Annotated in this window: 10 protein-coding genes and 1 tRNA gene; 2 read left to right on the top strand and 9 right to left on the bottom strand. The window is 66.6% G+C overall.

Translation table 11 applies throughout. The annotated features are described in order from the left end of the window. From Y704_RS25430 to bcp, 8 genes are all read right to left on the bottom strand, one after another. The coding region (locus Y704_RS25430) for an oxidoreductase (protein ID WP_051477268.1) at positions 1-1,034 on the bottom strand (1,034 nt) is incomplete at its 3' end. A 58-nt stretch (positions 1,035-1,092) separates the two neighbouring features. Then, on the bottom strand, positions 1,093-1,551 hold the full coding sequence (locus Y704_RS0116215; protein WP_026550882.1) for a MarR family winged helix-turn-helix transcriptional regulator: 459 nt from the start codon (positions 1,549-1,551) through the stop codon (positions 1,093-1,095). A 124-nt stretch (positions 1,552-1,675) separates the two neighbouring features. Continuing rightward, positions 1,676-5,134 carry an efflux RND transporter permease subunit gene (locus tag Y704_RS25435; protein WP_035773194.1) on the bottom strand — a complete coding sequence of 1,153 codons (3,459 nt, stop codon included), beginning with the start codon at positions 5,132-5,134 and terminating at the stop codon, positions 1,676-1,678. 51 nt (positions 5,135-5,185) lie between these two features. Further along, entirely contained in the window at positions 5,186-6,682 is a 1,497-nt protein-coding gene (locus Y704_RS0116225) for a malate:quinone oxidoreductase (RefSeq protein WP_026550883.1), read from the bottom strand. Positions 6,683-6,784: 102 nt separating this feature from the next. Further along, positions 6,785-8,497, bottom strand: a complete 1,713-nt coding sequence (locus tag Y704_RS0116230; RefSeq protein WP_343212854.1) for an ABC transporter substrate-binding protein — start codon at positions 8,495-8,497, stop codon at positions 6,785-6,787. A gap of 210 nt (positions 8,498-8,707) precedes the next feature. Next, entirely contained in the window at positions 8,708-9,418 is a 711-nt protein-coding gene (locus tag Y704_RS0116235; protein WP_026550885.1) for a fasciclin domain-containing protein, read from the bottom strand. A gap of 312 nt (positions 9,419-9,730) precedes the next feature. Further along, positions 9,731-9,812, bottom strand: a tRNA-Leu gene (locus Y704_RS0116240). Positions 9,813-9,884: 72 nt separating this feature from the next. Continuing rightward, the gene (gene bcp / locus Y704_RS0116245) at positions 9,885-10,355 is read right to left on the bottom strand and encodes a thioredoxin-dependent thiol peroxidase (RefSeq protein WP_026550886.1); all 471 of its coding nucleotides are present in this window, start codon (positions 10,353-10,355) and stop codon (positions 9,885-9,887) included. A gap of 142 nt (positions 10,356-10,497) precedes the next feature. Between bcp and Y704_RS25685 the strand changes: the two genes are divergently transcribed. Both Y704_RS25685 and Y704_RS22140 read left to right on the top strand, forming a co-directional pair. Further along, positions 10,498-11,160 (top strand): MarR family transcriptional regulator, encoded by a 663-nt coding sequence (locus tag Y704_RS25685; protein ID WP_081747720.1) that lies wholly within the window; start codon positions 10,498-10,500, stop codon positions 11,158-11,160. 219 nt (positions 11,161-11,379) lie between these two features. Beyond that, positions 11,380-12,171, top strand: coding sequence for a sigma-70 family RNA polymerase sigma factor (locus tag Y704_RS22140; protein WP_051477269.1), 792 nt, complete (start codon positions 11,380-11,382; stop codon positions 12,169-12,171). A gap of 85 nt (positions 12,172-12,256) precedes the next feature. Here Y704_RS22140 and Y704_RS24660 read toward each other — a convergent pair whose 3' ends face one another. Next, entirely contained in the window at positions 12,257-13,222 is a 966-nt protein-coding gene (locus tag Y704_RS24660) for a glycosyltransferase family 9 protein (protein WP_026550887.1), read from the bottom strand. Between the last annotated feature and the right edge of the window lie 164 nt (positions 13,223-13,386).

Below are 13,386 nucleotides of genomic sequence, written 5' to 3' on the forward strand. Positions count from 1 at the left end.
TTCGTATTCGCAAGTCCGGGGTGCGCGGCAACCGACGCCAGGGGCCACCCGGCGGCTCGGGCGCGCCGGTCGAGCTCGACCATGAAGTACAGGTTGGCTGCCTTGCTCTGCTGGTACGCGGACCACCTGCGATAGCGCTTTTCCGACTGCAGGTCGGAGAAGTTGATCCGACCCCGCTTGTGCGCGAGGCTCGAGACGGACACGACCCGGGGCGCTTCCGCAGCCCGGAGGTGCTCCAGCAGCAGCCCGGTCAGAGCGAAGTGACCCAGGTGGTTGATCCCGAACTGCTGCTCGAAGCCGTCCTCGGTCAGCGTCCGCGGGGTGGCCATGACCCCGGCATTGTTCACGAGCACGTCCAGCGGGAACACGTCGAGGACGGCAGGCAGCTGCATTCCCGCCGTGAGGTTCGTATTCGCAAGTCCGGGGTGCGCGGCAACCGACGCCAGGGGCCACCCGGCGGCTCGGGCGCGCCGGTCGAGCTCGACCATGAAGTACAGGTTGGCTGCCTTGCTCTGCTGGTACGCGGACCACCTGCGATAGCGCTTTTCCGACTGCAGGTCGGAGAAGTTGATCCGACCCCGCTTGTGCGCGAGGCTCGAGACGGACACGACCCGGGGCGCTTCCGCAGCCCGGAGGTGCTCCAGCAGCAGCCCGGTCAGAGCGAAGTGACCCAGGTGGTTGATCCCGAACTGCTGCTCGAAGCCGTCCTCGGTCAGCGTCCGCGGGGTGGCCATGACCCCGGCATTGTTCACGAGCACGTCCAGCGGCTCTGTCCACTGCTCGGCGAACCGCCGCACCGAGGCGAGGCTCGACAGATCGAGCAGGCGCAGCTCCACGGCGCTGCTGCCGCTGAGGGAGCGAACCCGCTGTTCGGCGTCGCGCCCCCGCCGTTCGTCGCGGCAGGCGAGGACCACGCGGGCGCCCTTGCGGGCCAGGGCTGTGGCTGCCTGTTGTCCGATGCCGCTGTTCGCGCCCGTGACGACCGCCGTCCGGCCGGTCTGGTCGGGAATGGAATCTGCAGTGAAGGGGTTCATTCGTGTGCCTTTCGGCGATGGGGGATGGGGGAGGTGGAGCAAGGGTCGGCGCGGGGGCTCAGGGCCGCTGCTCCATCGCTTGGGTGATCTTTTCCGTCAGGAAGCGCAGCTGCTCGAGTTCCTCGCTGCTGAGCACGGGGCCGAGTACTTCCTGGATGCGCTGGACATGCGCGGTGCCGATGCTGCGCTGGAGGGCTCGGCCCTCATCGGTCAATGCAACCTCCACGCCGCGCTGATCCGTCTCCGAGGGGCGCCGCATCACCAGGCCCTTGGCCTCGAGGCGGTCCACCATGCGGCTGAGGCTCGGCTGGCTGATGAGCAGGTGGGCGTTCAGCTCGTTGAGCCGCGTCCAGCCGGTCGAGCACCGGCTGAGGTTGAACAGGACGTCGTACTCGCCGATCGCCAGCTGCCGGAACGCGGGATCCTTGCGCAGGCGCCTCATGACGGTGACCTGCGCACGGAAGAGTGACTCCCAGGTCTCGGAGGTCAGCCGGACGGAGGGCGGTTCGGGAAGCATGATCGGTCTCCTGCCCGGGACGAGGTAGCGCTGACAAAGTAGATGCGCTTGCATCCACCATATCTGCAACTCCCGCGGCGGCCGCATTGTTCCGCCCCGCACCCCCAACGCCCGGTCGGTACGCCTAGGCATCCTGGAGGCGGCGAAGCGCGCGGTCCTCCCTGCGGCCCTCCACGAGACGGTACAGCACCGGCACCAGGATGAGCGTGAGGGCTGTGGACGACACGAGGCCGCCGATCACGACGACGGCGAGGGGCTGGGAAATGAAGCCGCCCTCACCCGTGAGCCCCAGCGCCATGGGCGTCAGCGCGAAAACTGTGGCCAGTGCGGTCATCAGGATGGGCCGCAGACGCTGGCGTGCTCCCTGAAGGATTGCTTCACGCACCGGCATGCCCGGCTTCCCGTCGCGGGGGAGCCGGTACTGGTTGATGAGGTCGATCAGCACGATCGCATTCGTGACGACGATGCCCACGAGCATGAGCATGCCGATCAGCGACGGCAGCCCGAGCGGAATGCCGGTGATCAGCAGGAGCGCGATCGCCCCCGTAGCCGCGAAGGGAACCGACACGAGCAGGATCAGCGGTTGAACGAGGCTCTTGAACGTCGCCACCATGATCACGTACACGATCGCCACCGCCGCCCAGAGGGCAAGAAACAACTGGTCGAAGGATTCGGCCTGCTGCTCGGCCGCGCCGCCGAGCGTCGCCACGGCACCCGGGGGAAGCTCAAGGGATGCGAGCCGCTCCGTCGCGGCAGTGGTGAGGGAGCCCAGGTCATCGCCCGACGGCGTGATGGACACGCGCGCGGTGCGCTCGCCGTTGGAACTCGTGACCGAGAGCGGCACCTGCACCTCCTCCACGCTTGCCACGTCGGTCAGCGGTACGGGACCGGCAGGGGTCGGCAGCGTGAGGTCCCGAAGCTGCCCGAGGCTGGTGATGGCCGTTCCCTCACCGATGAGCACCGGGTAATCGGTGGCATCGAGCCGGAGTGATCCTGCGGGGATCGGGCTGATGCTGCTTCCGAGGAGGCCGGCGATCTGCCCCTCACTCAGGCCGGCTGCGACGGCGGACGCGCGGTCGACGTCGATCTGGACCTGCGGTTGTGCATCGGCGAGGTTGCTGGCGATCTCTCCTGCGCCGTCGAGCCCCTGCATGCCCGAGACGACGGCGTCGCTCGCGGTCTGGAGATCCTCGCTGGCCGGGGCGGTGATGTTGATGTCGATGGTGCTCGAGGTTCCGAACCCGCCCTGCTGGCTCGAGAGCGAGAACGTTCCGGCGTCGTCGAGCTCCGCCAGCCGACCCCGCACGCTGTCCTGCAGCACTTCCTGGTCCGCGTCATCCTCGGTGATCACCGTGAACGTGGCCACCGAGGCACCCTGGGAGAACTGCGCGAACGCGCCCTGGGCGTTGCCGACGGTGAGCTGCACGTCCCGCACCTCGGGGGTGTCGGCGAGGATTTCCTCGGTCCGGGCAGCAGCCGTGGTCGTGGTTTCAAGGCTCGACCCGGGCTCGAGCGTCTGCGTCACGCTGAAACTGTTCTGCCCGGTGCCGCCCAGCAGGTTGGTGGGAAGGAACGGAACCATGGCAGCCGTCGCCCCGAGGACGGCGAGCCCCGCAGCCAGCGTCCAGACCGGATGCCGCTGGGTGCCCCGCAGCAGCGGCAGGTAGCCCCGTTGCAGCCAGGAGCGCTGCTCCCGGCGGTGCGCCTCGGCCACAGGGTCGGATCCGGGGTCCGACACCGGATCGGGCACGGGGTCCGACACCGGATCGGGCACGGGGTCCGACACCGGACCGGCCGCCGTCTGGCTCCCGCCGGAGGAGAAGGCCGGCAGTACAGGCACAGGGAGCTGCAATGCTCCGGTTGCAGCTCCCTGTGCGGCGGGTGTTCCTGTTCCGGCTGGGCCGGCGGCATGGCGGGCTGCAACACGACCGGCTGCCTGCGCGGTCCGCGGCAGGAACCAGTACGCCAGCACCGGAATAATCGTGAGCGAGACCGCGAGGGACGCCAGCAGTGCAATTCCGGTGGTGACGGCGAACGGCCGGAACAGCTCGCCGGCGAGCCCGCCCACAAAGGCGATCGGCGCGAAGACCGCGACGGTGGTAAGGGTCGATGCCGTGATGGCGCCGGCCACTTCCCGCACCGCCGTCAGGATCGCGGAGCGCTTCTCCTCGCCGTAGCCGAGGTGCCGCTTGATGTTCTCGATGACCACGATCGAATCATCAACCACGCGGCCGATGGCGATGGTGAGGGCGCCCAGGGTCAGGATATTGAGCGAGTACCCCGCGGCGTACAGGCCGATGAAGGTGATGAGCAGGGACAGCGGAATGGAGATGGCCGTCACGAGGGTCGAGCGAACGGACAGCAGGAACACGAGGATGATCAGCACGGCGAACCCGAGCCCCAGGAGGCCCTCGGTCGTGAGGTCGTTGATCGAGCGTTCGATGAACGGTGCCTGGTCGAACACCACGGTGATGTCCGCGGCGTCGCCGAGCTCGGTCTCCAGGCTCGGAATGAGTGCGGCGACCTGCTGGGAGATTTCGACGGTGTCACCGTCGGGCACCTTCGTGACGGTGAGGGCCAGGGTCTCGACACCGTTGGTGCGGGTGACCGACGTCGGCTCATCGTCGGCGAGGGCGACGTCGGCCACGTCACCGATGGTTACGGGTGCTCCGGTGGGGGAGCCGCCGTCGCCGGGGGAACGGGGGGAACTGGCCGAGCCGTCGTCTGCGGCATCACCGGTGCCGCCGTCGCCGGCTGAACCGGGGGTTCCGACGCCGCCGTCGGCTGATCCGGGCGTGCCGGCGCCGCCAGCCGGGCTGCCGCCGTCGTCGGCCGCGGCTTCGGCCGGAATCACGGGAAGGCCCCGGAGATCATCGAGGGTTCCCACGACGCTGCCCGCCTGAATGGTCAGCGACCGGTCGTCCTCTTCGAGGGTTCCGACGGGAAACAGGGCGCCGTTGTTCTCGAGGGTGTCGGCGAGATCCGACACGCCGAGCCCGGCTGCCGCGAGCTCCCCGTCGCGGGGAAGGATCGACACATGCTGGGTCGTGCCGCCGGTGATTTCTGCGGTGCGCACCCCTTCAATCTTCTGCAGCCGTGGCACCGTGAGCCGTGCAAGCTCGCCGTTCAGCTCGCTGAGCGTGCGGTCCGACGAGACGGCCATGAAGACGATCGGCAGGTCGCTGATGCTCCCGGCCAGTGCCTGTGGTTCGACGTCCTCGGGCAGCAGCGGCCGGACGGTGGAGATGGCCCGGTCCACCTGGGCGCGCGCGCGGTCGAGGTCGGTGCCGTAGACGAAGACGAGGCTGACGCTGGACACCCCGGTGCGCGAGGTCGCCGACGAGGATTCAAGTCCCTCGACACCGCTGAGGGCACTTTCGAGGGGCGAGCTGACCTGCTTGTCCAGGTACTCCGGGGACGCCCCAGGCACCGAGGAGATGACGGTGATCTGAGGAAACTCGAGGGAGGGGATGAGTTCCTGTTTGAGCGAGCCCAGGGTGATGACGCCGAACACCGAGGCAAGGATGGTGATGAGAGCAATCAACGCGCGGTTGCCCAGGGAGAGGTGCGCCAAGCGGAACATGGACCTGCCTTCGGTGCTGACGGGTGCCTGGCGAACCGGGGCAGCCGGGAATTACGTGAGGTTCAGCACCGAATCGGTCATCGTCTGGATTTCCGCTGCAAGGGACTCATTCTCGTTGAGCTTGACGCCGTACCCGGGAATCATCTCCTTCAGCTTCGGTTCCCAGTCGGCGAGCTTCGTGGGGAAGCAGCGGCCAAGAAGCTCCACCATGATGGGCGCCGCCGTCGAGGCTCCGGGGGATGCGCCGAGGAGCGCTCCCACCGAACCGTCCGCGGAAGTAATGACTTCAGTCCCGAACTGCAGAATTCCACCCTTTTTCGGTGCTTTCTTGATGATCTGTACACGCTGGCCGGCCGAAATGAGTTCCCACGTTCCTCCATCGGCTGCTGGAACGAATTCCTTCAGCGATGAATTCTTGGCTTCCCGGTTCTTCAGTACCTCGGAGATGAGGTACTTGGTCAGCGGCACGTTGTCCTTCGCCACGGCGAGCATCGGCACAAGGTTCGAGGACCGGATGGAGCCGGGCAGGTCGAAGAATGATCCGCGCTTCAGGAATTTCGTCGAGAATCCGGCGTAGGGACCGAACAGCAGCGACCGCTCTCCATTGACATAGCGCGTGTCGAGGTGGGGTACCGACATGGGTGGAGCGCCGACGGAGGCCTGGCCGTAGACCTTCGCGTTGTGCCGGCTGACGGTTTCCTTATCGGTACAGCGGAGGAACTGGCCTGATACGGGGAATCCCGCGAAGCCCTTGCCCTCAGGTATTCCCGTTTTCTGCAGCAGGTGAAGAGCGCCGCCGCCTGCGCCGATGAAGACGAACTTCGCATTGACGGTGGTCGACTGCTTGGTGGCCAGGTTCTTGACCTTGACGTCCCAGTGGCCGTTGGTGGCGCGGGCTACGTCAGCGACGTCGTGGTTGTAGTTGAGTGCAACTCCGGTGCCCTCGAGGTAGGTGGTGAGACCGCGGGTCAGCGACCCGAAGTCCACGTCAGTGCCGCCGAGCACGCGGGATCCCGCGACGGGCTGGGAGGACGGGCGACCGTCCATGATCAGGGGAGTCCACCCCGCCAGGGTCGCGTGGTCCTCGCTGTGTTCGATGGTCCGGAAAAGGGGCTGCCTGCTCAGTGCGTCATAGCGCTTGCGCAGGTAGGCGGCATTGGCGCTTCCCCAGACGAAACTCATGTGGGGTACGGGGTTGATGAAGTCCCGAGGATTGCCGAGATGTCCGTTGGACACCATGTGCGCCCAGAACTGGCGCGATACCTGGAACTGCTCGTTGATGGCCACGGCCTTCGACGGGTCGACCGAACCGTCCTTGCCGGCGGGCGAATAGTTGAGCTCACACAGCGCGGCGTGACCGGTTCCGGCGTTGTTCCACGGATCGGAGCTTTCGAGGCCCGCCCTGTCGAGGCGCTCGAAGAGTGAAATGTCCCAGTCCGGCTGCAACTGCTTCAGGAAGGCGCCCAGCGTCGCACTCATGATGCCGCCGCCGATCAGGACGACGTCGGTGGTCTGTGCGGGCGATGCCGCCTGGCTGTTTGCGGTCAACGTATTCTCCAGTCGCGGTTGTCCTAGCGATAGAAGCGTAGCCTCTCGCGACTGCCTTACTTAAATCCCCTGCTGAATTGCCTCAGCGCCGAACCGGCCGTGTCAGGGCGCGGCTGGTGCCTGGACGTCAGCAAGGTCGATCCGGTTGAACACTTCCTTCATGACCGGGCTTACGGGATAGCTGACCACGCGGGGCGCCATGGCGAGGGCGGAGATGGGAAACGCGAGTGGCACGGCGGGCACCCTGGTGGCTATCTGGCTGCTGATATCAGCGTAGGCCTCGCGCCGCTCTTCGCCGTCGGGGAGGGTGCGCGCGCGGTTGATCTTGCTGAAAAGCTGGTTGTCCTCGAAGGCGAACTCGTTCGAATAGCTGCCGAAGATCGCTCCCACGAAGTTGTCGGGATCCTGGTAACTGCCGCTCCAGCCGAGCAGGTGGAAAGCCCTTGCGTCCTCATTCATGACCGCGTCGATGTACCCTTCGTCCCATTGTGTCGGCATCGGCTTGAGATTGAGGCCCGCGGCAGTGAGCTGCCGGCTCAGTTCGGCATAGGTCTTCTCCGGCGCGGGGAGGTAGGGGCGGGAGATGTCCAACGGGTAGTAAAAGGGCAGTTCAGCGCCGTCGTACCCTGATTCCGCCAGAAGCTCCTTTGCCCGGTCCAGGTTGTGGCCATAGGCATCGACCGAGTCCCCGCTGATACCGAGTTTCTCGGGAAGGAAAAGGCGCGCTGGTTTGGTGCCCTCCAGGAACCGCCCGGAAATCAGCTCCGGCTTGTCGACGGCGTAGGCCACGGCCTCGCGGAATTTGGCGTCGTCGATGCCCGGGAAATCCTGGTTCATTCCGAGATAGAGCACCGAATACGGGTCGCGCTGCAGAAACTGCAGGCCCGCCCGGGCGATCTCCCCGGCGTTCTCCACCGTCACGAAGTCGTAGCCGTCGATCCTGCCGGCGGTGAGCGCACGCAGACGCGAATCGGGGTGGACGATCGTCGTGAACACCACGTCCCTCACCTCACCCGGCTCCCCCCAGTACCCCTCGGAGGAGGACAGCTCAACACGTCCCTCCTCCCAGGACACAAGGCGGAAGGGGCCGGTGCCCACGGGGCTCCGGCCGTACTCGGAGATCCGCGTCCCATTGCGTGTGCCGGTGAGATCATTGGCCGCCAGCTCCGTGAGTGCCTTCGGTGAGGACATGGCGAAGGCCGGCGAGGCGAGGGCGGGGATGAATCCGGTCATCCGGCTGTTCAGGCGGATGAGGACCTCGAACTGGCCCAGGGGCTGGCACGACGAGTAGATCGACACTTCCGGCTCGTCCGAGTAGGCCTTGAACACGTTCTCGAACGGCAGGGCGGTGGTGGTGACGCGCGCTGCGAGGGGAGTGGTGTACCAGCGCTCGAAATTCGCGCACACCGCTTCGGCGTTGAACGGCTCGCCGTCATGGAACTTGACGTCGTCGCGCAGTTCAAAAGCGTACGCCCTGCCCTCGTCCCGTTCCTCCCAGGACGACGCGAGCAGGGGCGCGGGCTCCGAGGTCAGGGGGTCCACTCCCACCAGGCCTTCCAGCATCTGCTGAGTCACACGGTAGGACTCGGTGTCGCTGACCATGGCCGGATCCAGGCTCTCCGGATCCGCCGCGGTTCCGAAGGTGAAGGTGGTGTCGGCAGCCGATGCTGTCGAGGGAGCAGCCGCCGGGGCGGACGTCGCGGTCGGTGCGGGGCTGGCAGAGGTGCAGGCGGCCATTCCGAGAACAGTGGCCAGCGCAGTGAGTGTAAGGCAGGCACGCTCTCCGGGCTTTCGTCCTGGGGCGGTGTTTTTCACAGGCAGACTCTCCGGAAGGGCTGTCGGCACGGGGTGGGCGGGTGAAAGGCAAGTCTAGGGGATTGACCTGTGCTGGGGCTGAGCCCGGGCGAACCGTCTGCTCGCAGCCCGGCCGGTGTGCCGACGAAAAAGCGGGCCCCCGCACCCGGAAGGTGCGAGGGCCCGCCTGAATCCCTGGACAACGTTAGAGGAGTTGGACCAGGGAGGCCTCTACTGTGCTGGGGGAGTGAGGACAGTGTCGATCAGGTACACGGTGGCGTTGGCAGTCTGGACGCCGCCGCAGATGACGCTCGCCCCGTTGACCATCAGCTCCTGGCCGGAACCGGTGACCTCGACGTCGCCGCCCTGGACGGTTGTCTGCATGGTGCCTTCGAGGTCCGCGGGCAGGATCTGGCCCGGCACAACGTGGTAGGTCAGGATGCTGGAGAGCAGATCGGCGTCGGTCTTCAGCGTCTCGACGGTCGCGGCATCCAGTTTGGCGAAGGCCTCGTCGACGGGCGCGAAGACGGTGAACTCGTCGCTGTTCAGCGTATCGACAAGGTTGACGTCGGGGTTGAGCTGACCCGAGACGGCCGCGGTGAGCTGGGTCAGGATGGGGTTGTTGCTGGCTGCGGTTGCCACGGGGTCGAGAGCCATTCCTGCGACCGAGCCAGCGCCGTCGGGAACGGTTTCCGCATAACCGGCACAGCCGGGGCCGACAAGGTTCGCTGCTGGATCCATGGCCTCGTCGGTGGCCATGTCAGTGGACTCCTCCGTGGCCATCTCGGTGGCCATTTCGGTGGCTTCCGGCGTCATCGACTCGGCGGCCTCCGTCGCGGTGCCGGTTGCTGCTTCCTCGCCGCCGCCACAGGCTGCGAGGCCGAACATCGACACTGCTGCCAGAGAGAGGATCGAAAGGTTCCTGCGCTTGGTGAGGTGCATGGGGTTTCTCCTTCATAGACGTGACCCGGGGGAGCCAGCCGACTGATTTATGAAACACATCGGGTTGATGTCTCAGGAGGTACTTCGGACGTGCCGGAAATGAGGATGGGTGGAAGGGCGGAAATTATTTCTACACGTCGCAGAAGTTCTCGAGTGCGCAGTAATTACGGATTCCTGCCCGGATGGCGGCATCTACGGCGCAGTCGATGCGGGGATGCGGAGATGGGGGGTGATGGGGATGGGGGGTGCGGGGAGGTTCAGGCCACCACGCAGCAGGCCCCGACCGGAAACATCCGGTCGGGGCCTTGATCGTGCGCAAGAGGGGACTTGAACCCCTACGTCCGAAGACACTGGAACCTAAATCCAGCGCGTCTGCCAATTCCGCCACTCGCGCGCTGACGTCGTCCCGGCCGGGAGTTCCGTGCGGCCGACCGGGTTCCGAACGTCAGGATTCATCCTACGGGAATCAGTCCACGCCTAGGTCGCGGCGAAGCTTCGCGACATGCCCGGTGGCCTTGACGTTGTATTGGGCCAGAGAGACAACGCCCTCCTCGTCAAGGACGACCGTCGAGCGGATCAGCCCTTCGGAGGTGTTGCCATAGTTCGTCTTCTCACCCCAGGCACCCCAGGCTTCGGCCACGGCGTGATCCTCGTCGGAGAGCAGCGGGAACGTCAGCTGTTCCTCCTCCGCGAAGGCCTTGAGCTTGTCCAGCGGATCCGGCGACACACCGAACACCCTGTAGCCAGCACCGGCGAGACCCGCGAGGTTGTCACGGAAATCGCAGGCCTGGGTGGTGCAGCCGGGGGTGGCCGCGGCGGGGTAGAAGTACACCACCACCTTGCTGCCCCGTGCCCCTGCCAGGTCGACCGGATTGCCCTCGGCGTCGTCCAGTGTGAAGTCGGGAGCACGATCCCCGGGCGACAGTCGTTGTGTCATTAGCACTCCTCGTTACGTCAGTTGATAAGTCGGCTTCTTGGGTCGGCTCAAAAAAATATCAGCCAGCTTAGCTATCATAGGGGTGAAGGGTCGGCGCTAGTGGGGAGCGCCGGGCCACGAGCGAGAGGAAGTGCGCGGTTATATGCCCGATCTGGAGCAATGGCCAACCGGCAGGCTGCTGACGACGGCGGCCCGTCTGGTCGAGCACGCCTGGAACGAGCGGCTGGTCGACATCGGGATCACGCACGCCGGTGTGATCGCCCTCGGGGTGCTTGCGGACCAGGGCGCCATGACCCAGGCGGGTCTCGCGCAGATCGTCAGGGTACAGGCCCAGACCATGGGCAAGACCCTCTCACGGCTGGAAAGCCGCGGCCACGTGACGCGGGTCCGCAATGACCTCGACCGCCGTTCCCACCTCGTCTCGATCACGGCCGAGGGGCTGACCGTTCTCAGGAAGGCCGACGACATCGAGCGCACGCTCATCGCCGGCGGCGGGCTGGTGTCTGAAGAGCTCCGGCGTCATCTGCAGAGCGTGATCAGGGAACTGGGTGCCCCCCGCTGGAAATGGAACGCGGCAGCCGGAGCGGACACGGCATTGCCCGGCAAACCCGATGCCACCAAATCCCGTGTCACCATGTCGGATGACACGGTGTCCCAAGTCACCACGCCCCATGACACCCTGTCCCAGGTCACCACGCCGGATGATGCTGCGCCCGGCACCTTGCGCGACGAGCCCGTAGGCAGCGATTCAGGTCATGGCGGGTCCATGCATACCGGGCCGTCGGGACCATCGGCCGCTGTGTAGCTGTGCTGCCCGAACTCCCTCTGATCCCTGGGAGGACTACCGGCGGTGATCCCTGGACCGATCGCCTGGCACGGCAGCGGTGCATCGCGCTGTGCACGCGGTCCGACGGCAGGACAACAGATCTGCAGGAGTGCGGAGAAGAAAAGCCGTTGCGTAGTAAGTCGGCTTATGGTCTGGTGGGAAGCGTCATGAAGACAGCGCCGACCTGGAGTGGACAGCATGCAGAGATCTCCCGAAGCCGAACCGGATCAGGATTCCACGGTCGTTCAGGACCGTGCTCCGACCCCCCTGCAGAACGCGCTGCGGGATGACATCGCGGTGCGGCACATGGACCTTGCCGAATCCGTGGCACGCTCTTTCTCGTCCTTCGGCCCTGATGCGTCAGACATCCGCCAGGTCGCCTATCTCGGTCTGATCAAGGCCGTCCAGCGCTTCAACCCGGCGCGGGGTGTGCCTTTTGCCTCGTTTGCCATTCCCACCATCGCGGGTGAAGTGAAACGCTACCTCCGGGACTGCTGCTGGGTGGTCCGTCCGCCGCGACACCTGCAGGACCTGCGCACCGAGATTGCGCGCGCTTCTCCGGCCATGGCACAGCGGCTCGGTCGTGAACCGTCACCACGAGAGCTCGCAGCCGAACTGGGCTGGGCGGAGGAGGTGGTTCGGGAAGCGCTGACCTGCCAGAGCAGCCTGCGGCCGGATTCGCTCGACGCGCCGTTCGACGGCCGAAGCTGGGCCGATACGCTCGAGACCGCCGAGAGCGGCATCGAGCGCAGTGACGAGATGCTGTCCCTGCGGGCCGCGGTCAACGAACTATCCTCCACGGAGAAGGAATTGCTGTACCGGCGCTACTTCAACGAGGAGACGCAGCAGCAGATCGGTCAACAGCTCGGGATGTCGCAGATGCAGGTCTCGCGCAAGCTTGCGCGTGTCCTGGTTACCCTCCAGAAGCGGCTATTGGGTGACCCTGCCGAAGAGCCCGCCCATTCCACCGAGTCCGCGCGCATCGCCTGAGCCGGCCCGGCGCGCCGGTTCTGCAGCTTACCGAAGCTCCGTATCGGGAGTCGTGCTCAGCGGCTGCCCGGCGGCTGCCCGGACCTCATTCGATACCGAGCCGGGCCGCGGCCGCGAGCACGTCCGCCGCCGTCACGGCGAGGATGGCGGGGTCGGGGTTTTCCGAAAACGTCTCGCCGCGCCGCACTGACTCGTCAGTCAGGACGAGATGGGGCCCCGGCGGCGGGCCCCATTCCGCAGCAGGCGCCGGGCCGAACAGGACAACCGACGGGCGCGCGTACGCGGACGCGAGATGGGCTGCCCCCGTGTCCGCCGAGACCACCAGTGACGCCCCGGAGATCAGTCCGGCAAAGGCGTCAAGGGTGAGTTCACCCGCCGCGACGGACTCCTCGGGGAGCCCGGCCGCATCCGCCACGGCGAGGGCGCGCGGACGTTCCCTGGTACTTCCCGTGAACACCACCTCAAGTCCGGCGCCGGTGAGCGTCCGTGCAACGTCGGCAAACCGCTCCACCGGCCACAGGCGGCTTCCGTACGCTGCTCCTACATGCAGGACGACGGCGCCGGGCGAGCGGCTGCCGCCGTCGGGAATGCGGAGCCGGCAGTCGAGGGGATCGGCGGGGATGCCGTGCCAGGCGACGAGATCGGCCCACCGCTGGCGTTCGTGGATGCCGTATCGCCATTCGGGGCCGTCCCAACCCGGTGAGCGGTGCCCAATCCGGCGTGCCGGGCGAATCTCCTCGAGGCGCTGCCGGCTCTCGCCACCGCTGCCGTGGAGGTTGACGGCGATCTCCACGCGACCGGCTTCGATGGGTAGGGGGTCGTCGAGCCCGTGGGTGGGCAGCAGGTCGTCGACGCTGTCGGTCAGCGCAACGATCGGAGCGAGCCACGACTGCGCGGCATAGAGTATCCGGTGGTCGGGAAAGGACCTCCGGAGGCCCCGCAGTGCCGGGAGTGCCACCAGGAGGTCTCCCAGTTTCAGCGCCCTCAGCGCAAGCAACTCCGGGCGTCCGTCGGGGGGAAGCGGGGATGCGGGAGGGGAAGGCGAATCCATTCCCTCATCCTGCCAGACCAGCGGAACACCGCGTCGGGGCTGCGCTGCCTCAGGTTCCGCAGTGGGTTCGATAGGTCCCGAAGTCCTCCGGGGCAGCGGCGGCGTAGCGCTGGAGGTCCGGGCGCTCGTCGTAGGGGGCGGTGACCGCGACCAGGAGCCTCTCG

The sequence above is a fragment of the Arthrobacter sp. Br18 genome (assembly GCF_000520555.1).
Lineage (GTDB): Bacteria > Actinomycetota > Actinomycetes > Actinomycetales > Micrococcaceae > Arthrobacter_D.

What these genes read in the sequence shown, in the direction of transcription:
- Y704_RS0116215 (WP_026550882.1), bottom strand. Translation starts at nt 1,551, where the DNA reads ATGCTTCCCGAACCGCCCTCCGTCCGGCTGACCTCCGAGACCTGGGAG.
- Y704_RS25435 (WP_035773194.1), bottom strand. Translation starts at nt 5,134, where the DNA reads ATGTTCCGCTTGGCGCACCTCTCCCTGGGCAACCGCGCGTTGATTGCT.
- Y704_RS0116235 (WP_026550885.1), bottom strand. Translation starts at nt 9,418, where the DNA reads ATGCACCTCACCAAGCGCAGGAACCTTTCGATCCTCTCTCTGGCAGCA.
- bcp (WP_026550886.1), bottom strand. Translation starts at nt 10,355, where the DNA reads ATGACACAACGACTGTCGCCCGGGGATCGTGCTCCCGACTTCACACTG.
- Y704_RS25685 (WP_081747720.1), top strand. Translation starts at nt 10,498, where the DNA reads ATGCCCGATCTGGAGCAATGGCCAACCGGCAGGCTGCTGACGACGGCG.
- Y704_RS22140 (WP_051477269.1), top strand. Translation starts at nt 11,380, where the DNA reads ATGCAGAGATCTCCCGAAGCCGAACCGGATCAGGATTCCACGGTCGTT.
- Y704_RS24660 (WP_026550887.1), bottom strand. Translation starts at nt 13,222, where the DNA reads ATGGATTCGCCTTCCCCTCCCGCATCCCCGCTTCCCCCCGACGGACGC.